At 60.3% G+C, this 18,683-nt stretch carries 17 protein-coding genes; 8 read left to right on the top strand and 9 right to left on the bottom strand.

Annotation, left to right across the window (positions count from 1 at the left end; translation table 11 throughout):
• The first annotated feature begins 7 nt into the window (after window positions 1–7).
• The 3 genes from BN1128_RS03685 (at window position 8) to BN1128_RS03695 (ending at window position 2,547) form a co-directional block, all read left to right on the top strand.
• Window positions 8–787 carry a TatD family hydrolase gene (locus tag BN1128_RS03685; protein ID WP_042866392.1) on the top strand — a complete coding sequence of 260 codons (780 nt, stop codon included), beginning with the start codon at window positions 8–10 and terminating at the stop codon, window positions 785–787.
• Between the two features lie 376 nt (window positions 788–1,163).
• Window positions 1,164–2,105: a site-specific integrase gene (locus BN1128_RS03690; protein WP_244464555.1), complete on the top strand. Its 942-nt coding sequence runs from the start codon at window positions 1,164–1,166 to the stop codon at window positions 2,103–2,105.
• A gap of 169 nt (window positions 2,106–2,274) precedes the next feature.
• Window positions 2,275–2,547 carry a RepB family protein gene (locus tag BN1128_RS03695; protein ID WP_042866394.1) on the top strand — a complete coding sequence of 91 codons (273 nt, stop codon included), beginning with the start codon at window positions 2,275–2,277 and terminating at the stop codon, window positions 2,545–2,547.
• Between the two features lie 212 nt (window positions 2,548–2,759).
• Here BN1128_RS03695 and rsmF read toward each other — a convergent pair whose 3' ends face one another.
• From rsmF to BN1128_RS03715, 4 genes are all read right to left on the bottom strand, one after another.
• Window positions 2,760–4,190: a 16S rRNA (cytosine(1407)-C(5))-methyltransferase RsmF gene (gene rsmF, locus BN1128_RS03700; protein WP_042866492.1), complete on the bottom strand. Its 1,431-nt coding sequence runs from the start codon at window positions 4,188–4,190 to the stop codon at window positions 2,760–2,762.
• 130 nt (window positions 4,191–4,320) lie between these two features.
• Window positions 4,321–6,873 carry an MlaD family protein gene (locus BN1128_RS03705; RefSeq protein WP_042866395.1) on the bottom strand — a complete coding sequence of 851 codons (2,553 nt, stop codon included), beginning with the start codon at window positions 6,871–6,873 and terminating at the stop codon, window positions 4,321–4,323.
• A 133-nt stretch (window positions 6,874–7,006) separates the two neighbouring features.
• Complete coding sequence (locus BN1128_RS03710) at window positions 7,007–7,615, bottom strand: paraquat-inducible protein A (RefSeq protein WP_042866396.1); 609 nt, start codon at window positions 7,613–7,615, stop codon at window positions 7,007–7,009.
• The gene (locus BN1128_RS03715) at window positions 7,593–8,225 is read right to left on the bottom strand and encodes a paraquat-inducible protein A (protein ID WP_042866397.1); all 633 of its coding nucleotides are present in this window, start codon (window positions 8,223–8,225) and stop codon (window positions 7,593–7,595) included. The genes BN1128_RS03710 and BN1128_RS03715 overlap by 23 nt, the downstream gene beginning before the upstream one ends.
• A 148-nt stretch (window positions 8,226–8,373) precedes the next feature.
• Here BN1128_RS03715 and prpB point away from each other — a divergent pair, with 148 nt between their 5' ends.
• From prpB to BN1128_RS03730, 3 genes are all read left to right on the top strand, one after another.
• Complete coding sequence (prpB, locus tag BN1128_RS03720) at window positions 8,374–9,261, top strand: methylisocitrate lyase (protein ID WP_042866398.1); 888 nt, start codon at window positions 8,374–8,376, stop codon at window positions 9,259–9,261.
• 11 nt (window positions 9,262–9,272) lie between these two features.
• Window positions 9,273–10,400 (top strand): bifunctional 2-methylcitrate synthase/citrate synthase, encoded by a 1,128-nt coding sequence (gene prpC / locus BN1128_RS03725; protein ID WP_042866399.1) that lies wholly within the window; start codon window positions 9,273–9,275, stop codon window positions 10,398–10,400.
• A 137-nt stretch (window positions 10,401–10,537) separates the two neighbouring features.
• A complete protein-coding gene (locus tag BN1128_RS03730) occupies window positions 10,538–11,983 on the top strand; it encodes a bifunctional 2-methylcitrate dehydratase/aconitate hydratase (protein WP_042866400.1) in 1,446 nt (481 codons plus the stop codon).
• Between the two features lie 83 nt (window positions 11,984–12,066).
• Here BN1128_RS03730 and BN1128_RS03735 read toward each other — a convergent pair whose 3' ends face one another.
• Complete coding sequence (locus BN1128_RS03735) at window positions 12,067–12,810, bottom strand: DUF8198 family protein (protein ID WP_042866401.1); 744 nt, start codon at window positions 12,808–12,810, stop codon at window positions 12,067–12,069.
• 259 nt (window positions 12,811–13,069) lie between these two features.
• Here BN1128_RS03735 and BN1128_RS03740 point away from each other — a divergent pair, with 259 nt between their 5' ends.
• On the top strand, window positions 13,070–13,402 hold the full coding sequence (locus BN1128_RS03740) for a polyhydroxyalkanoic acid system family protein (protein ID WP_042866402.1): 333 nt from the start codon (window positions 13,070–13,072) through the stop codon (window positions 13,400–13,402).
• Window positions 13,403–13,705: 303 nt separating this feature from the next.
• Window positions 13,706–15,136, top strand: a complete 1,431-nt coding sequence (locus tag BN1128_RS03745) for a WS/DGAT/MGAT family O-acyltransferase (RefSeq protein ID WP_042866404.1) — start codon at window positions 13,706–13,708, stop codon at window positions 15,134–15,136.
• Between the two features lie 80 nt (window positions 15,137–15,216).
• Here BN1128_RS03745 and BN1128_RS03750 read toward each other — a convergent pair whose 3' ends face one another.
• From BN1128_RS03750 to BN1128_RS03765, 4 genes are all read right to left on the bottom strand, one after another.
• Window positions 15,217–16,017: a tetratricopeptide repeat protein gene (locus BN1128_RS03750; RefSeq protein ID WP_042866405.1), complete on the bottom strand. Its 801-nt coding sequence runs from the start codon at window positions 16,015–16,017 to the stop codon at window positions 15,217–15,219.
• Between the two features lie 13 nt (window positions 16,018–16,030).
• Entirely contained in the window at window positions 16,031–16,699 is a 669-nt protein-coding gene (locus tag BN1128_RS03755; RefSeq protein ID WP_042866407.1) for a TetR/AcrR family transcriptional regulator, read from the bottom strand.
• A 1-nt stretch (window position 16,700) separates the two neighbouring features.
• Entirely contained in the window at window positions 16,701–17,885 is a 1,185-nt protein-coding gene (locus tag BN1128_RS03760) for a patatin-like phospholipase family protein (protein WP_042866408.1), read from the bottom strand.
• Window positions 17,886–17,978: 93 nt separating this feature from the next.
• Entirely contained in the window at window positions 17,979–18,557 is a 579-nt protein-coding gene (locus BN1128_RS03765) for a phasin family protein (RefSeq protein WP_042866409.1), read from the bottom strand.
• Between the last annotated feature and the right edge of the window lie 126 nt (window positions 18,558–18,683).

Consider the following 18,683-nt stretch of genomic DNA (forward strand, 5'->3'; position numbering starts at 1 on the left):
GTTCTTTATGTTACTCGTTGATTCCCATTGCCACCTCGATCGCCTCAGCTATGGCAGCAAGCAGACCGACATGGCCGACGTGCTGGCCAAGGCTGCGCAGCAGGAGGTGGGATACTTTCTGTGTGTGAGCGTCACCCAGGCACAGTTTCCGACCATGTTGGCGGCGATCGCCCCTTATCCCCAGGTGTTTGCTTCCTGCGGCGTGCATCCGCTCAATCAGGAACCCGGTGTCGATGCCGAGCTGTTGCTGACGCAGGCCAGCGATGAAAGAGTGGTGGCCATAGGGGAAACCGGGCTCGACTACTTCTACTCGCCGGAAAACAAGGAGGTACAGCAAGCCTCCTTCCGCGAACACATCCGGGTCGCCCGTGCCTTGAACAAGCCGCTGATAATACACACCCGTGATGCCCAGCAAGATACCCTGCAGATCATGCGTGAAGAGGGCGCCGACCAGGTGGGTGGTGTGTTGCACTGTTTCACCGAATCCCTGGAAATGGCCCAGGCCGCGATGGAGATGGGCTTTTATATTTCCATTTCCGGCATAGCGACCTTCAAGAATGCGTCCGCGCTGCAAGCCGTGGTCAAGGCGCTGCCGCTGGCGCGCTTGCTGGTCGAAACGGACTCTCCCTATCTTGCCCCCGTTCCTCATCGGGGGAGGGAGAACGAACCCGCCTTCGTACGCGATATTGCCCAGTTCGTTGCTGACCTTCGCCAGATCTCGCTGGCCGAGTTGGCGGAAGCGACCAGCCGCAACTTCTTCGAACTGTTCAAGTTGGCAAAAAAATAGAAGACGAGGCCCCGGATAACGGGGCCTCTTTATTTCAAATCACCCGCATACTTTTCCCTCGTCAGTATTGTCTATGCAACCCGTTATCTCTCACTGTTATTGAATGTCAGCATAATGACATCGCGGATAAACCGGCGTACTAAAGATGCTGTTGCTGCAGGTGAGCATCGAGGTTCAAAAGGTTTAATCAAGGTCTCTATAAATATCGATAATATTCATTATCGATACTTGATGTATATGAAGGATCCTGTAAGATCCTCTCAAACTTTATATTGAATCATAGACTTACGTGGCTTATCCGACCCTTTCCCCCTCAGCTCATCAGTCATTGCAGACTGTGTTCGATCCTCAGCTCAATAGTCGGGCGAGACGCTTCTTGCGCAGTGCCAAGGCGGATTCCACCCTCAATGCCTATCAGGCTGATACCCGTATCTTCGTATTCTGGTGCCAGCTCCACGGGCTTGACCCGCTGCAAACCACTCATCACGACATCATGAATTTTCTGGCGGATCAGGCCGATGGCATATTGGCGGACTGGGTGTGGCTGGATAAAGAGGAAGGGAAAGGGGAACTACGCAATGGTGAACCACGCAAACCTGCGACCCTGGTCAGGCGACTGGCCGGGATCCGCTACGCCTTCAAGCAGAAGGGCGTTCATCCCATGCCGACCGAGCATGCCGAAATCAAGGAGATGATGCGTGGCATTGTGCGTCTTGGTGATAGCCGCAAGCGCAAGACGGGGGCGCTAACCCTGCAACCGCTGGCCAGGGTACTCGATGAAATCGACACCTCCAACCTGGCCGGTTTGCGCGATCACACCCTGCTGCTGTTGATGTTCAGTGGTGCCTTGCGCCGCTCGGAGGCGGCCAGAATCGAGGTCAGCGACCTCGATTTTGTGGGGCAGGGGATCCGGCTTCGACTCAAGCCGAGCAAGCATCAGCTCCATGAAACCGAGATAGCCATCATACCCGGCAAGCAATATTGTCCCGTCTCGGCGCTGCACACCTGGCTTAAAAAAAGCCGGATCGGCGAGGGGGCGCTGTTTCGTCGCATGAACCGCTGGGGTCAGCTTATGTCGGAACCCCTCGGTCCCCAGGGGATAAACCTGATGATCAAACGGCGTACCGGCCAGGCCATCGACGATCTCTATGTCAGTGGCCACAGCCTGCGACGGGGATTCATCACCTCGGCCGTCACCGCCGGCAAACCCATGAACAAGATCATCGAGGTGACTCGCCACAAGGACATGCGTACCCTACAGGAGTATTTCGACGACGCCCACAAGTTCTCCGATCACGCCCTGGATGGCTTGTTGTGACATTCCGCGTCACTGCATTTTTTATGTTAAATTGCATCTTGTTGATCTGATGATATATTTATCGCGCTTTGCCAAGGTGCCCGATGGAAGGGGAAAGTCCTCTTGTTCAGGCAACAATGCGCCACAGGTAAGAGATAACAAACGTTAAAGCAAAACATTGCAAGGTCATATGAGCCAGGAAATAAACGTGAATGAGCCCCAAGCGGCTGCTCCACACAACAATGCCGAACGACAACGCCAGCATGTGAAACGCAAACAGGAAACCCATAGCCGGTTGCAGTGCTGGATAAGCAATCGCCACGCCGAGAGGTTACAGGAATTGGGGATGCACCTTGAAGACAGCCAAGCTTCGCTCATCGAACAAGCGATCGATCTGCTCTATCAACATGAGCTGTCATCCCAACCCCTGGTTGAGCAAGAGATGGCAGATGTGCTTGAGTGAAAGGCAGAATACAGAACGTCCGGACATAAAAAAAGCCAGGTACGAATTCCTTGTACCTGGCATAGGGGAATTGGCTCCTTGCAGAGCCGTGCGCTAACTGGTGTTCGGATAGCCTTAAGCTTAGACAAGGCTCAAGGCTTTTCAAGATCCGCACAAAAGTTCAACCCGAGTGTGGGTTTTTAAGACTCGATCAGACGCGAGTCATCACGCACTCAGGCGCCGAACAGATTGTTGTCGCGCACCAGTTCGCGGGGTAGGGCATTCTTGACCCGGCTGCCGACCCACTTCCCCATGCCCAGGGTGTGCCCCTGATAACGAACGATCACCTCGCCCGAGCCAGCCTCCTGCACTGGCCAGACATCCCGCCCCATCATGAACTCCCGCGCATTGGCGCTGTCGAGTTCGATAACTCCCAAAGTGGCCTTGTCGCCATAGGCCAGCGCCCACTCATGAGTCAGGCGATAACCCTTCTTGAAGGTCTCCGCCAGCTTGATGCCGATGCGATCGAAACGCAGCTTGCCCTGCACCTGCCCAAATAGGTGAGGGAAGAGCCAGATCTCGTCATTGCGACCAAACAGCTGCCCCAGGGAGGCCACACCAAAATTGGCTTCAATCTCGCGCAACATGGGCTCGGCCTCTTTGGCCGGCAGTGGCGAGAAGGGGAACTTGCCGAGTTTGCCCGGCTTGCACATGGTGTTGGGCACAGAGTGATGCTTGCGCAATCTGGCGACGAAAAAACCCTCACTGTCGAAGATCTGGGGCCAAACGTGCAGATACCCTTCAGGCGTACAGGCCTGCTCCGCATGGGGGAACAGGTCGGCCAGCGAGTCAACGCTCAGGGCATCGCCGAACTTGTCCAGCAGGGACTGACAGACCGCCTGGTTCTCCTGCTGGCTCAAGGTGCAAGTGGAGTAGACCAGCACACCGCCGGGTTTGAGGGCATGAAACGCGCTCTCCAGCAACCCTTGTTGCACGGCTGCAATCTCGTCGATGCTCTCGATGCTCCAGTTGCGCAGGGCATCTTCATCCTTGCGTACCGTCCCTTCGCCGGAGCAGGGGGCATCGAGCAAGATGGCGTCGAAGGTCTCCGGCAACCACTGGCCAAACACCTTGGCATCGAAGTGGGTCATGCCCACATTGGTGACACCGCAGCGCTGAATGTTGGCACTCAGCACCTTGAGCCGGCTGCTGGAATATTCATTGGCAACCAGCATGCCCTGGTTGTTCATCAAGGCCGCGATCTGGGTGGTCTTGGAACCAGGGGCTGCCGCCGCATCCAGCAGCATGCCATCTCGCTTGACCTGATCGCTGGCAAATAGCGCCGTCACCGGCAACATGGAGCTCGCTTCCTGAATATAAAAGAGGCCGCTCAGGTGCTCTGCGGTATTGCCAAGGGGCACGGACTCATCGGCCCGGGTCAACCAGAAACCGGTCTCGCACCAAGGCACGGGCTCGAGCTGCCAGCCCAGCGGTTGCATCTGTTCGATAAAAGTGGGCACCGAGATCTTCAGGGTGTTGACCCGTATGCTGCGGCGCAGCGGACGCCGACAACTGGCTACGAATTCATCCATGGAGAGATGTGCCGGCATGATGGCCGCAATATGGTGCAAGAAGTGATCGGGAAGGTAGGTATTGTCGTGCACTGTGCCGTCTCGCTGACCCAAAAAGAGGGGCGACATCTTATCACAGGGGTAGGAATATTCTTAACGGGCAAGAGAGCAAGGGGGAAATGAACAAGCCCGGCACTGGCCGGGCTTGAAACAAGTGAGAAGGTCAGGGCTGGATGCGGGGACTCCACTCCTGCCACTCCTTCTCCGCCTTGCCATACAGCGGGTAGCTGTGACCGGCCTTGACGGTCGACCCCATCTCCCGCTCCGGGGTATTGAAGGCGATGCCACCCGCCAGCAGGCTCTGCATGGTTTCCACCTCTATGGTGCCCCCGGTCAGGCCTATGTCGGCCTTGACGCCGGAGACGTTCCAGAAGCGGGTATTGGCCCGCACCAGATGGGCATATTCCTTGTCGACATTCACCTCGATCAGCACCTCGCTGCCATCGCGCGCCAGCGCGACACCGGTGACGCTGCCCACCATGAGTTTACGAAACAGCAAGGGGCTGCCGACACTAAGGCCATTGACTGAGGGGCTCTTGAGGGTCAAGGCCAGGCCAACCGGGCCACTCTGACTCAAGGGGAAGCGATCCGTGCCGGCTCCCTGACCTGGCTGAGCTTCCACGAAGGCCCCCTTGATCAGGGTGTCGAGGTGGGCGACGCCGCCCAGCCCCAGCTTGGCTTGCACCAGGGTGAAGCGGGCGCCGGATTGCAGGAAACGCTCGGCATACTGCCCATCCAGCTCGGCCTTGAAGATCACCTGACCCAGCGATGGTTCCAGCTCGATCTGCTCAATCTTGCCGATGTCGACTCCGCGATAGCGGATCGGGCTGCCGAGACCCAGACCCGGGTTGCTCTCGGCTACCAGGGAGAGGCTGCGCACTTTCGCCTTGGCTTGCTCCTTGCTGTCAAACAGTTGGTGACTGCTGCGGCCGGTGCCGAGCCGATCGAACTCGATGGCGCCGCGCAGCAGGGTGGCCAGATTGCCCACCTTCACCTGTACACCATCGACCCGCACCCGGGTATCCAGCGCCGGTTTTTTCCAAAATTGCGGCAGCTGTGAGAGCAGGGGGGCATAGACGCCGTCGATTTCGAGCTCGATCTCGACCCCTTCCTTGCCAGCGCGCAACTGCTTGACCTTGCCAGCCTCGAGCCCCAGATAGAGCACGGGGGAGCCGATGCCGATGCCATCTGCCTGTTCAGCCTTCAATAACCAGCGCTGGGGCTTGGCGTCCCGGGTGCCGAGCAGGGCCAGCTCCTGACTCGGGTAGAGACGGTTGATCCGCTCACCGCTCGCCGCCTGCACCAGCTTGATGCCCCCTCCGATCCAGGCGCTGGCCGGACTGGTCTCCACCTTGATACCGCTGAGATCGGCATCGATCTGCAGCGGCGCCGCCCGATAGAAGCGAGCCCGAGCAAGCAGATGCTGATACTGGCTGTTGACCACCAGGGCGACGCTGGCATTGCCCTTGGCATCCAGGGTCAGCTGGTTGATCTGGCCGACTTGCAGCCCCTTGTACCAGAGCGGCGCCCCTTCATTTAGCCCCGTCAGATCGTCGGCCTGCAGAGTGACCCGGGTGCCACTGAGTTGATCCTTGCTGCTCAAGGTCATGGCCCTGACCCTGTCACCTTCCACGTAGTCGAGGCGAATGGCCGGGCCGGCCAGCAGGCGATCAGCATGCTTGAGGCCGGCCGCACTGAGGGAGACTGTCTCCCAGACGAGGTGGCTGTTGCCGGTGATCCGAAATGCCTGTTCAGGGTTGATCAGCGCCGTCACCACCCGCCCCTTGTCGGTCAGGCGGATAGGGTCAATGCGGCCGATTTCGATCCCTTCATAGAGGATGGGCATCCCCTCCTTGATGGGCAGATCGCCCGCCAGGATGTCGATCCGCTCGCCGCGGGCCGCCTCGGCCAGTCCCCTGTAGAGGACAAAGGTCTGGCCTTTCTCCGGCTCGGGGGAGGCCTTGGGGGAGTCAAACGCTATGCCGCCGCTCAGTATGGAGGTGAGGCTGCCGGCTTCCACATTGACCCCGGCCAGACTGAAGGAGCCCTTGATGCCACTGATGTTCCAGAAGCGAGTGTCGGCCTTGATGAGGTGTTCGAAACGCGGCTCGATCACCAGATCCAGGATCACGTTCTGGTTGTCCTGACCGAGACGGGTGTTGATGACACTGCCCACCTCGATGCCGCGGAAATAGAGCTTGGCGCCGATTCCGATAGACCCCAGCGAATCGGCGGTCAGGTGTAGCATGCGCCCCTGTGCCTGATAGCCGGGGGGAGGGCCGTCCAGCGCATCGAACTCCTCTTCCAGCGGGTTGTTGTCCCGACCGGGCTGCAGGTTGATGTAGTTACCAGAGACCAGGGTATCCAGGCCGGAGATCTCGGTGAGCGATGCCTTGGGGCTCACCAGCCAGAAGTCGGACCCCTTGCGGATCAGCGGCCGGGCGCGACTGTCTATCTTGGCCAGCACGGCTATCTTGCGACCGTCCGCAGCCAGCTCCAGCTCCTGCACCACGCCGATGGCCACGCCCTGATAGCGCAGCTGGGTCTTGCCCGGCAAGATGCCGTTGCCCTGGGCAAAGTTGATGCGAATAAGTTGGCCACTGCTCGCAAACTGCTGGTAGATGAAACCACCCGCCAGCAAGAGGGCGATAACGGGCAACAACCAGACTGGCGACAACCAGCGACGCTTCTCAATGACGGGTTCAGCCCCGATCATACCGACTCCTTAATTGGCTGAGATAAACAGCAGTTCAGATATATCATCACCTGCACTTTGCCTTGCGGCAGTGCAGGCGGTTATTCACCATTCGGGCATCCACAGACAGACGGGATGCGTGTTCAACAGGCCATCAACGGGCCGCTTTGTCCCAGAGCAAGCGGGTATCCAGCATGCGGGCCGACATCATGGTCAGTACCACCACACCGGCAAACGCCGTGGCGCCGGGCCCCGCTCGCACACTGAGCAGCACGCCGCGATCCACCAGGGCCACCATCAGCGAGATGACGAACAAGTCCAGCATGGACCAGCGGCCGATGAAGTCGATGATGCGATACATGATGAGCTGGCGCTTGCGGCGCACCGGCTTGGTCCGCTGCAACTGCCAGCAGATCCAGCCCAGCCCCAAAATCTTGCCCACCGGCACTATGATGCTGGCGGTCAGCACTATGGTGGCGATCCCCGACATCTTGCTGCGATAGAGCATCATGATACCGCTGAAGATGGTGTCGGACTGCAATAATCCCTTGTTGTAGAAGTGGGTGATGGGCAGCAGATTGGCAGGCAGCAACATGAAGGTAGCCAGTGCCAGCAACCCCCAGGACCAGGCCAGCGAATGGGGGATGCGCACCTGCAACCGGCTGTGGCAACGGGGGCAGACGCTGCCCGCCCGATAGCGCACCAGCAAGCCGCAGGTGTGGCAGTGGCACAGCCCCAGCTCACGGGCGCTGGTCTGGGACATGATCAGGCTCCTCCAGCGGTACGCGCTCCCAGTAGGGAGCGGGATCGAACAGGATCAGCAGCGTCATGTTGAGCAGCATCAGGATCCCCAGGCTCAGCAAGCCGCCGCCAAGGCGCACATCGGCGATGTCGATCAGTTTGAACAGGGCGACCAGCAGGCTGACGATATAGACCTCCAGCATGGCCCAGTGACGAAATACCTCCACGGCTCTCAAGGTCGCCGCCAGTATGTGCCAGCGCTTGGCAAGGCCGGAAGCCAGCGCAAAGATCCCCAGCAGCAAGCCCACAGGCGCCAGCACGGCGCACCAGAACACCAGTCCCGCCACCCAGTATTCGTGCTCGACCATCAGCACCAGTATGCCCTTGAGCAGGTTCGCATCCGAGTTCACCCCGGCCAGACGCAGGTAGATGAGTGGTTCGAAGAAGACGGAGGGCAGCAACAGGAACCCCGTGATGGTCAGTGCCATCAACTGGGAGGGACGAAAGGCGTAGCGTCCATACAGATGCTGGTGACAGCGGGGACAGTGAGCGTGGCGGCGCAGAGGCAATAACTTGCGTTCGATCAGCAAGTCGCAAGCCGGGCAGACGATCACGGGATTGGGATCCGACATTACGATTCAACCTGTTGAAGGAATTGGTGAAATTTACCCTAAAACCCGCGTCCTGTCTTGCCTGGCGCCGTTCTGCCACGAAAGTATGATTGACGTTAACGTAAACGTGATATTAGATAGTCGAACCAGACAAATGAAAGGAGTCATGATGTCCAGCCTTACCCCCTCGGCAGGTCTGCGGTTTCGCACCGCCCTTGCCAACGAACGGCCACTGCAGATCGTCGGCACCATCAATGCCTACATGGCCCTGATGGCCGAGCGTAGCGGCTTTGCGGCCCTCTACCTCTCCGGCGCCGGGGTGGCCAATGCCTCCCATGGCCTGCCGGATCTCGGCATGACCTCCCTCAACGATGTGCTGATCGATGCAGAAAGGATCACCGCGGCGACCAAGGTGCCGCTGCTGGTCGACATCGACACCGGCTGGGGCGGCGCCTTCAATATCGCCCGCACCATTCGCGCCTTCGAACGCGCCGGTGTCGCCGCCGTGCACATGGAAGATCAGGTGGCCCAGAAACGCTGTGGCCACAGGCCCAACAAGGCGGTGGTCTCGCAGGAGGAGATGTGCGATCGCATCAAGGCGGCGGTGGATGCCCGCGAGAATGGGGAGTTCGTCATCATGGCGCGCACCGATGCGCTGGCGGTAGAGGGGATAGGCCCGGCGCTGGAGCGTGCCGCAGCCTACGTGGCAGCAGGGGCCGACATGATCTTCGCCGAGGCGGTGACCGAGCTCGGTCAATATGATCGCTTCAAGCAAGCTGCCGGGGTGCCCATCCTCGCCAACATGACCGAGTTCGGCCAGACAGCGCTGTTTGACAAGGCCGATCTCGCCGAGCACGGCGTCGACATGGTGCTCTACCCGTTAAGCGCCAGCCGGGCGGCCAATCAGGCCGCGCTCAACGTCTACCAGCACATTCGCCAGGATGGCCACCAGAGAGCCGTCGTGGACACCATGCAGACCCGGGAAGCCTTGTATGACTTCCTCGGCTATCACCATTACGAGCAGACACTGGATCGTCTGTTCACATCCAGGGATTAGGAGACAAGGTTATGGGACAACAGAAGCCATTGGGCGGCGCCGGCCTGCGGGGTCAGAGCGCAGGGGAGACCAGCATCTGTACCGTGGGCAAGAGCGGCACCGGGCTCACCTATCGCGGCTATGACATCCAGGAGCTGGCAGACGGCGCCCAGTTCGAGGAGGTCGCCTATCTGCTGCTCAAGGGCGAATTGCCCAGTGAACAGCAACTGCTGGACTACAAGCGCGAGCTGCGTCGCCTGCGCAGCTTGCCCAAGGCCCTGCTGGAGGTGCTTGAACTCATCCCCGCCAATGCCCATCCCATGGATGTGCTGCGCACCGGCTGCTCCATGCTCGGCGATCTGGAGCCGGAAGAGGGCTTCGAGCACGAACATGAAGTGGCCGATCGCCTGCTGGCCGCCTTCCCCGGCATACTGATTTATTGGTACAAGTTCAGTCATGAAGGGGTACGCATCGCACTCGATACCGACGAAGAGTGCATCGGTGGTCACTTCTTGGCGCTCTTGCACCAGAAGGCCCCGAGCGAGCTGGAACGCCGGGTCATGCATGTCTCCCTCATTCTCTATGCCGAGCATGAGTTCAACGCCTCCACCTTCGCGGCCAGGGTCTGTGCCTCGACCCTGTCTGATCTCTTCTCTTGCGTGACCGCCGCCATCGGTACCCTGCGCGGGCCTTTGCACGGCGGCGCCAACGAGGCCGCCATGGCGATGATCGAACCTTGGCAGGATGAGGTTCAGGCCAGGAGCGAACTGCTGGCAAAACTCGCAGCCAAGGAGAAGATCATGGGCTTTGGCCACGCCGTCTATCGCACCTCGGATCCGCGCAACGTCATCATCAAGGCTTGGTCGGCCAAGCTGGCCGAGGCGGTGGGAGATTCACGTCTTTATCGCGTTTCCTGCGAGGCGGAGAAGGTGATGTGGGAGGAGAAAGCGCTCTTCCCCAACGCCGACTTCTTCCATGCCAGCGCCTATCACTACATGGGGATCCCGACCAAGCTGTTCACCCCCATTTTCGTCTGCTCGCGGGTCACCGGCTGGTGCGCCCACGTGATGGAGCAGCGCGAGCACAACAGGATCATTCGCCCGAGCGCCGATTACGTCGGCCCGGCCCCCCGTCATTTCGTCTCTTTGCAACAACGATAAGATGCAGCGCCCTGCCATCGTCGACATCCACCATGGCGCGGCGCCTGCGCAAGCAGACCTGTGTGGCCATGTGTCGGCGATGGCGGCCCAGTCGCTCGTCACCTCCTTCTATTCACAACAACGATAAGGAAATCACGATGTCCGCCAACGTCGACGTCAACCACAGACCCGAACCCGATCAGGTGCTGGTCGATATTGCCGATTATGTCTGCAGCCACCCCATCACCAGCCAGGCCGCCCTCGATACCGCCCGCTACTGCCTGATGGATACCCTGGGCTGTGGCCTCTTGGCCCTGCGCTTTCCCGAGTGCACCAAGCACCTGGGCCCCATAGTCGCGGGCACCACTGTACCCCATGGTGCCCGGGTGCCCGGCACCCAGCTCTGCCTCGATCCGGTCAAGGCGGCCTGGGACATAGGCGCCATCATCCGCTGGCTCGATTACAACGACACCTGGCTTGCCGCCGAATGGGGCCATCCTTCCGACAACCTGGGGGGCATTCTGGCCACAGCCGACTGGCTGTCGCGCACTCGCGTCGCCGAGGGCAAGGCGCCGCTCACCATGGCCGATGTGCTGACGGCCATGGTCAAGGCTCATGAAATTCAGGGAGTGCTGGCGCTGGAGAACTCCTTCAACCGGGTCGGTCTCGATCACGTGGTGCTGGTGAAGGTCGCCAGCACCGCAGTGGTGACCCATATGCTGGGGGGCAATCGCGATCAGGTGATCGATGCGGTCTCCCAGGCCTGGGTCGATGGCCAGAGCCTGCGTACCTATCGCCATGCGCCGAACGCCGGGTCGCGCAAGAGCTGGGCCGCCGGGGATGCCACTTCCCGCGCCGTGCGTCTGGCAATGATTACCATGAGCGGCGAGATGGGCTATCCCGGCGTATTGAGCGCACCCAAGTGGGGCTTCTACGACGTGCTGTTCAAGGGCAACCAGTTCGCCCTGCATCAGGCCTACGGCAGCTATGTGATGGAGAACGTACTGTTCAAGATCTCTTACCCCGCCGAGTTCCACGCCCAGACCGCCGTCGAGTGCGCCATGAAGCTGCATGGGGAGGTGAAAGGGCGGCTCGACGAGATCGACCGCATCGAGCTCACTACCCATGAGTCGGCCATTCGCATCATCAGCAAGGTCGGCGCCCTCAACAACCCGGCGGACCGGGATCACTGCCTGCAGTACATGGTGGCCGTGCCGCTCATCTTCGGGCGCCTCATTGCCGAGGATTACGAGGATGGCATAGCGGCCGATCCCCGCATCGATGCGCTGCGCGCCAAGATGGTGGTGCAGGAAGAGAAGCGCTACAGCCGCGAATACCTGGAGGCGGACAAGCGCGCCATCGCCAATGCCATCCAGGTCTTCTTCAAGGATGGCAGCCACAGCGCCAAGGTAGAGGTGGAATACCCGGTCGGTCACCGTCGTCGTCGGGAGGAGGGGATACCGCTGCTGGTGGAAAAATTCCAGCACAACCTGGCCACACGTTTCCCGGCCAAACGGGTCCGCGATATCCTCGCCCTCTGCCAGGATGGCAAGCGGCTGGCCACTACGCCGGTCCACGCCTTCATGGACTTGCTGGTGATTTGACCGCTCTCCTATCGACAAACAGCGATAAATGAGAAGCGGGCCATTCGGCCCGCTTTTTTATTGCAGCATTCCAGTTCCACCAGTCAGGTCAGCACGCTGGCATCCCCGTCAAACAGCGCTTCCATGATGGCGCTTTCCCGGCTGGCGATGGTTTCCAGAAACTCGTTGGCCCGCCCCATCTGATGGCAGACCCGATAACCGCGTTCGACAAACGAGAAGAGCTCGCCGAGCCCCGCCAGATGGGCCGGGCCCGAGACCAGTTTTAGGGTGGTACCGAGGAAAGGCTTGCGGGCCAGTCTGTCCAGGGTGAGCCCCAGCTCGGTGACCAGGGCTATCTGATGGGCGCGCCGCTCGGGCTCTCCTACCTCACGATAGGCGAGGGCATACGCCGCTGCCGTCAGTCGATGGATGGCACCCCTGCGGCGCAGCGCCACCACCATCAGGTAGTCGAGCTCCTCGGAAAGTGCATCGAGTTCGATCGCCTGCGCCAGCACCTTGAGGCCGGACTCCGGCAGCAATCGCTCGGCGGTGGGCATGACGCGCATCACGTCCGCATCGCGCCGGGCACAATCCCCCGGACCATAGAGATCCGTCAGAAAAAACGCGGCGGCCGGGCCATAGCGCTTGCTCTGCAGCAGATCGCCGTGGGTACGGCCCAACCGATCCGCCTGCCACTGGCGCAAGCTGTCCCTGTCTTGTTGATCTTCCGGGTGGGTGCGCATCTGTTCGCGCAAAGAGGCGACCCGGTTGAGCTGGCGATAGAGCCGCCCCAGAGTACTCTCGTCGTCGGCTTCTGGGTCATCGGCTATGTGTGTCTCTTGGGTCATATGCTGCTCTCTGGTGACCTGCACCGAATGGCCTGTCGGCTAGCTGAAACGAGGGCATGAACCCTGAGGGGAAAGCGGGACTGTCACTCAGGGACGCCTTTGCCTGTTAGTGTAACGCGAGCGGGAATGAGGAGAAATACATGGAGCATTTACTCAACCTGCTTTGTTAAGTGAGTCCCAATTATGTTGCAAATGGCTTTCACTTGTTTGATTCATATGTTTAATATCAATAAATGTTGTCACCGCTCAGAGAGTTAGCATGTTTCTATACGATCCCCTTGTCGGCAGCAGCCTGTCGACCATCAAGGTCAACCGCCAGCATCCCTTGGGATTGGCGGGGGCACGACTCGCCGCCGAAGCCATCGCGCAGGACATGAGCGAAGAGTACCAACTCGACTGTGAGTGGGAAGATGAGGAAGAGACCCGGCTGATGTTTCGCGGCGCCGGGGTCAATGGCTTTCTCTGCCTGACCGACAACAGCCTGCAGCTGGAGGTTCGCCTCGGCCTGATGCTGCTGCCGGTACGCAGCGTGCTGGAGCAGGAGATCCTCGAGTATGTCGATCATCGCCTGCCTTGTCCCAGTCAGGGATAACCCGGGGCGGGAATTCAACATTCACCTGATACCGTCGCCGACAATAGCTGAAAATCAGCTCATCTGTATATTAACCGAACAACTCATACCCTCCGGATAACAATTAACCGGGAGGGTATGAGTGGGCTGATTATGTGTTTTGCGATGAAATGTTCACGGCGCTACGTGTCGTTCTGTTCTGACAGAAAGAATTAATCGAAGCGTATTGGCACCAACATATACGACTCCTGTTTGTTCGCCATCAAGTATTTGGTTTTCATGAGAAGGGCGCGGACAAATAAGCGAAACGGTAGGGAAAATACCATGTCACCCTGTGAACTTATCTCCTGTGTCGATACCGCCTGGCTGCGGATGGACAGGCCCAACAATCTGATGCAGATCGTCGGCGTGCTGATGTTTGACGGTCAGCTGGACGAGCCCCAGCTGCGTGCCAGTCTCGAGTACACCATACGGGTACAGCCCAGGTTTCACCAAAAGGCCAGCCTGGAGGGAGGCGAGTACTACTGGCGCGACGATCCCGATTTTGATCTAGACCTGCACCTCAAGCGGGTGATCCTGCCGGGCAAAGCAGGCAAGGAGGAGCTGGAGCGGCTGGTGGCCGACTTTGCCTCCACCCCGCTCAACCATCAGCGACCCTTGTGGGAGATGCACCTGGTGGATACCTCCCTCGGCGGGCAGGCGCTGGTGGTGCGTTTTCATCACGCTATGGGAGATGGCTTCTCCCTGGTGCGGGCCATGCTCACCATGATGGATGACAGCCCGGCCCCAGCGCCACGTCCGCAACCCGAGCCGATTGCCAGCGACCATGATGACGACGAACAGGACGCCCATCAAGGCAGCCGTCTGCTGCGGGCAGGGCTCAAGCTGACCGGCACCCTCTGGTCCAAGTATGTCGAGGTGTTGACCCATCCCACCAAGGCGATGGATTACCTCAAGACAGGCCGGGATGTGAGCGCCGAGCTCTACACCATAGCCACCCTCTCCGACGATGCCAAAACCCGGCTGAAGGGGGAGACAGGCAGCACCAAGCGGGTGGCCTGGTCTGAACAGATCCCGCTACCGGACGTGAAGGCGGTGGGGCGGGTGCTCGGCTGTTCCGTCAACGATCTGCTGATCGCCGCCACCGCCGGCGCATTTCGCCACTATCTGCTGGCGCAGGGGGACGAGGTCGATGGCGTCGAGATCCGCGCGTTGGTGCCGGTCAACATGCGCGCCCCCGACGACAAGGGGGCGCTAGGCAACCGCTTCGGGCTGGTGGCCCTGGACCTGCCCATCGACATAGCACACCCGCTGCAGCGGCTCCATGCGGTGCGGGATCGGATGCAGGCGCTCAAATCCTCCCTGCAACCGGCCGTGGTGCTCAATCTGCTGGAGGTGATGGGCATGGCCCCCAGAGCGGTGCAGCAACAGGCCATCGACATTCTGTCGGCCAAGGCCAGCGCCGTCATCACCAATGTGCCCGGCCCCCAGCAGACCCTCTATCTGGCCGGTGCCCGCCTGCGCCAGCCGCTGTTCTGGGTGCCTCAGGCAGGTGATATCGGGGTCGGCGTCTCCATTCTCTCCTATGACAACAAGGTGCAGCTCGGCCTCATCACCGACAAGAAGCGGGTGCCGGATCCCGATCTCATTGCCCTGCGCTTCTCCGTGGAGTTCGAACAGCTGCTGTTGCTGGTGCTGATGGAGCCGGATCTGCTCTATGATCCCGAGATGCTGGATCAGCTGCTGCACGGCTGAGCCGCGTGGGTACGTCACCTGACATGAAACAAAGAGGCCAACCCAGGGGTTGGCCTCTTTCATTGCGCAATACCTCCGGACTATTCGTCCTCCAGCTCCTCACGTGCGGCTTCCACATCGAGCCGCTCCATGGCATCCACCGGTTCGCACTCGGCGGCCTCGCCGTAGAGCGCCTCCGCCGCAGCCATCTTGCTCTTGCCATGCATCATCACCATGGCATTGGCGTACTCCATGCGAGCGATGGCGGAGTGAGGGATGATGGCCAGCGCCGCCTTGAAATGGCGATCGGCCTCCTCTTTCTTGGCGCCATAGGTGATGCCGCCTATCATGGCCCCCAGCTTGTCGATGATCTCCGCATGCCAGGCGCCGAAGGCAATGTGCGCTTCCGCATGGTCGGGGGCCAGCGCCAGCGCCTTGTCCAGACTGGTCTTGATCTTGTCGCCTATGCCGAGCGAGAGCGCCTTGGAGACCGAAATCACCTGACTGTAACGGCCCAGCGCCAAAGCGTGGAAATACCAGGCGTTGGCATTGTCGGGCTGACGCTTTTGCAGTTTTTCGGCGTTGCTGGCCGCCAGCTCAAACGCCTCACGCTTGGCATACTTGTCCTCCAGCAGGTAGCTGGCATGGATCACCAGCGCCTTGTTCACCACGTTGAAGCCGGCGTCACCGGCCTCCAGTCCCAGCGTCACCGCCTGACCGAAGTCGCCGGCATGGTAGGCACGCCAGGCTGCCTGAACCTGGTTGTCGGCGGGCCAGGGTTCGGCATCCCCCTGATGCAGGCGAGCCCAATGTTGCTTGAGGCCCGCCCCCGCGTAGTCATAGGCCGCTTCCGGCCAGGGGAACGGGGTGAAATCGGACAATTTGGGTTGTGAAGTGGTCATGTTGTTCTCCCTGTTAAAAATCGGAATCCTGTTCGCTCGTCACAAGGGACGGGCGGTAATGCATGGCGATGGCATCCAGATGGGCGCGGGCATTGGGCCGCAGGCGAGGGGCCACCAGCTGCATCACCTGAAACACCCCGAGGGCAATGTCGGCATCGGCCCGCGGGTGCAGCGCCCGCTGATACGAGATCCAGAAGGTGCCCACCAGCGCGATATTCGCCGCTAAGGCCCCGATCTGGGCGTCGCTGCCCAGCAGCAAGCCACTGCCGGACAGGCTGTGGCAGATGGCGGCGGCGGTCTGTTCCTTGCGCCGCAGCAGGGCCGAGAAGCGCAGCTCCACCTTGTGGTTGCCGCTCATCAGGGTGCTGATGTCGTAATAGAAAAAACGGTACTTCCAGATGAGCTCGAACATCAGGTGCAAGAAGAACCAGATGTCTTCCGTCTCGTCCAGCGGGGGGGTGACTGTGTCGAGCAGATGGGCCATCTCCTGTTCGAACTCGCCGAACAGGGCGTTGACTATCTCCTCCTTGTGATGAAAGTGGTAATAGAGATTGCCCGGACTCATCTCCAGCTCGGCCGCGATGGCGGAGGTGGTGACGGTCGGCTCCCCCAGCAGGTTGAACTGGGCGAGGGCGGTGGCCAGGATCCGCTCCCGCGTCCGCCGCTTTGGTTTGCTGTCCATGCTACTCCTTCGAATGGCGACGACCCTTGCCACCATAACGGCGGGTCAGCCAGTATTGCAACCGGGTCAGGGAAGCATCCAGCGCCGCCACAGAGCCGGTACCTGGGGTCAGCAGGGAGCGCTGATCATCCGCCAGCGCGCCGAGATCCAGCTCGAGGCCATGCTTGGCGAGAATGGGGCCGAGCTCGGCCCGTCGCTGCCACAGATCCCGGCGGGTATGCTGGAAGGCGTGCTCGCACAGATGGCGCCGATCCCGGTAACTGAACACATTGGTAAAGAACATCTCGCCATCAGCCGGGGAGGGCTCGAACAGCAGGGCATCGGCCTGTGGATACTGGTGCTTGTAGCGATCCATCCCCACGTGCATGCGCGAGTGGATGATGGCGCGAAAGGTCTGGGCCAACACTACCGGCAGGCCGCTCTCCACCAGACTGGCGGGGTGCTCACTCGCCCTGCCCGCATCGAACGGCACCAACGGATTGATGCAGAACACCAGATCGGCTCCTTCCTGCAGCGCCACCGAGGCGTGCAGCGTCTTGATGAGGGCCCCGTCCACGTAGTAGCGGCCGTTGATCAGTGACGGGGGAAACAGACCAGGCAGGGCGGCAGAGGCTTGTACCGCCGCCGAGATGGGCACGTCGTCCAGCCCTGGGCTGCCAAAGGCGACCGCGTGGCCGGTATCGAGCTCGGTGGCAATGACGAACAGACGGCTCTTGAGTTCACGAAAATCGTTGCTGCGGCCCCGGCGAGAGAAGAACTGGGTCAGGATCCGGTCCACTCCACGACTGTCGAACAAGCCGGTCGGGATCGCCTTGGACAAACCTTGCAAGGAGCCGAGCAGGCTCTTTTGCCAGGGTGCTGATAGGTAATCGGCCAAGCATTCCCAGGCCAGTGGCGGCAAGGAGGAGATCCGCTTCGCGTATTCACCGAAGGCGGGACGCAGCAGGGTGGAGGGATCAAAAAATTCGCCGCTGTCGTCGCTGAGCAGGATCCGCACCAGCTTGTCAGGGGAGATGCCATTGGCCAACGCCGAGGCGATCACGGCCCCCGAGCTGACCCCCACATAGATGTCGGCCTGCTCGAAACGCAGCCCCTTGATGCTGTCGGCCAGGGCGGCGCAGGCTCCGATCTCGTAAATCCCTCCCAGAGGACCCCCTCCGGCGAGGGCAATCGCAATCGTGCTCATGACGTGGCCTCCCTTCTCAAGCAAAACCGGCCCAGCAAGAGGGCATGGGCCGGTGGGTTATGACGCAAGGCCAATCAGGCGTTGCCGATCAGATCAGGAAAGTGCGGTCTCGCCTTTCTCCTTGACCTCTTTCACTACGCTCTCGACCTCAGTCGCCAGTGCCTTGACCTCTTCCTTCACCTTGGCGATGGGGGCGGCGGCTTTCTTCACTGGTGCCTTCTTGACAACGGGTTTCTTGGTGGCGGCAGCGGCAGCAGGTTTGTGCTCCGCGGCCGGCGCATCCTCTTCATCCTGTGCATCGATGAGCTGTTGCACCACCTCGGTCAGCTCGGCCATGCGCTTGGAGAGCTTGTCGATGTCCTTGCGGGTCGGGATGCCGAGGCTGGCGACGGCACGGGCCACACGATCCTCGAACACCTGCTCCAGACGGCCCCAGGTACCCGTAGTCTTGTCGGTCATGGCAGCGATTTTCTCATCCGCGCTCTGACGGGTACGGGTCTGCAATGCCTCGCCTTCCTGTACTAGGGCTTCGAAGATCTTGCCCCCTTCCTCTTGCGCCTTGGCGTAGGCGCCCAAGCCCGCCAGCCAGATCTGCTGGGTGGATTCCTTGATGGTCGAGGTGAGCTGGTTGTCGGTCACCGAGCTTGCCAGCGCTTTCAATTTCTTGGCCATGATTGTTTCCTTACTGGTGAGTGGGATATAGGTAATGACAACAACCTGTACATTCGTTGTGGCATTACTGAACTTTCATCCTCAGTCTATGGAGAAAAAATAGAGGGTTCTACCTAATAACGGAAC

The sequence above is a fragment of the Aeromonas piscicola genome, assembly GCF_000820005.1.
In the GTDB taxonomy this organism is placed as follows: Bacteria; Pseudomonadota; Gammaproteobacteria; order Enterobacterales; family Aeromonadaceae; genus Aeromonas; species Aeromonas piscicola.

Excerpts from the sequence above, each read along its gene's own strand:
- BN1128_RS03685 (WP_042866392.1), top strand. The coding sequence starts at position 8 with ATGTTACTCGTTGATTCCCATTGCCACCTCGATCGCCTCAGCTATGGC.
- BN1128_RS03695 (WP_042866394.1), top strand. The coding sequence starts at position 2,275 with ATGAGCCAGGAAATAAACGTGAATGAGCCCCAAGCGGCTGCTCCACAC.
- BN1128_RS03705 (WP_042866395.1), bottom strand. The coding sequence starts at position 6,873 with ATGATCGGGGCTGAACCCGTCATTGAGAAGCGTCGCTGGTTGTCGCCA.
- BN1128_RS03710 (WP_042866396.1), bottom strand. The coding sequence starts at position 7,615 with ATGTCCCAGACCAGCGCCCGTGAGCTGGGGCTGTGCCACTGCCACACC.
- BN1128_RS03715 (WP_042866397.1), bottom strand. The coding sequence starts at position 8,225 with ATGTCGGATCCCAATCCCGTGATCGTCTGCCCGGCTTGCGACTTGCTG.
- prpB (WP_042866398.1), top strand. The coding sequence starts at position 8,374 with ATGTCCAGCCTTACCCCCTCGGCAGGTCTGCGGTTTCGCACCGCCCTT.
- prpC (WP_042866399.1), top strand. The coding sequence starts at position 9,273 with ATGGGACAACAGAAGCCATTGGGCGGCGCCGGCCTGCGGGGTCAGAGC.
- BN1128_RS03730 (WP_042866400.1), top strand. The coding sequence starts at position 10,538 with ATGTCCGCCAACGTCGACGTCAACCACAGACCCGAACCCGATCAGGTG.
- BN1128_RS03735 (WP_042866401.1), bottom strand. The coding sequence starts at position 12,810 with ATGACCCAAGAGACACACATAGCCGATGACCCAGAAGCCGACGACGAG.
- BN1128_RS03740 (WP_042866402.1), top strand. The coding sequence starts at position 13,070 with ATGTTTCTATACGATCCCCTTGTCGGCAGCAGCCTGTCGACCATCAAG.
- BN1128_RS03745 (WP_042866404.1), top strand. The coding sequence starts at position 13,706 with ATGTCACCCTGTGAACTTATCTCCTGTGTCGATACCGCCTGGCTGCGG.
- BN1128_RS03750 (WP_042866405.1), bottom strand. The coding sequence starts at position 16,017 with ATGACCACTTCACAACCCAAATTGTCCGATTTCACCCCGTTCCCCTGG.
- BN1128_RS03755 (WP_042866407.1), bottom strand. The coding sequence starts at position 16,699 with ATGGACAGCAAACCAAAGCGGCGGACGCGGGAGCGGATCCTGGCCACC.
- BN1128_RS03760 (WP_042866408.1), bottom strand. The coding sequence starts at position 17,885 with ATGAGCACGATTGCGATTGCCCTCGCCGGAGGGGGTCCTCTGGGAGGG.
- BN1128_RS03765 (WP_042866409.1), bottom strand. The coding sequence starts at position 18,557 with ATGGCCAAGAAATTGAAAGCGCTGGCAAGCTCGGTGACCGACAACCAG.